The following is a 248-nucleotide window of genomic DNA, read 5'->3' on the forward strand; positions in this document are numbered from 1 at the left end:
TCAGACTGCACACGCACTGGAATTGTATTGATAAATAGCCCGATCATGTGCTCCACACCTGGAATATCCCCTGGACGGCCGGATACAACACTGCCGAACACGACATCCGTACTGTTGTTATACTTCTGCAACAGAACGCCCCATACGGTCTGAATCAGCGTGTTGATCGTCACCTGATTTTGCTTCGCCACCCGTTCGATCTGGGCAACCAGCTCTGGCTGGAATTCGCAATCCAGATCTTCAGCGAT

1 protein-coding gene is annotated in these 248 nt (G+C 51.2%); it reads right to left on the reverse strand.

Annotated features, from left to right (window positions below; translation table 11 throughout):
- The coding region (locus tag HFD99_RS25280) for a condensation domain-containing protein (RefSeq protein WP_167441105.1) at positions 1–248 on the reverse strand (248 nt) is incomplete at both ends.

Source organism: Paenibacillus sp. EKM301P, assembly GCF_011800295.1.
Classification (GTDB): Bacteria; Bacillota; Bacilli; order Paenibacillales; family Paenibacillaceae; genus Paenibacillus; species Paenibacillus polymyxa.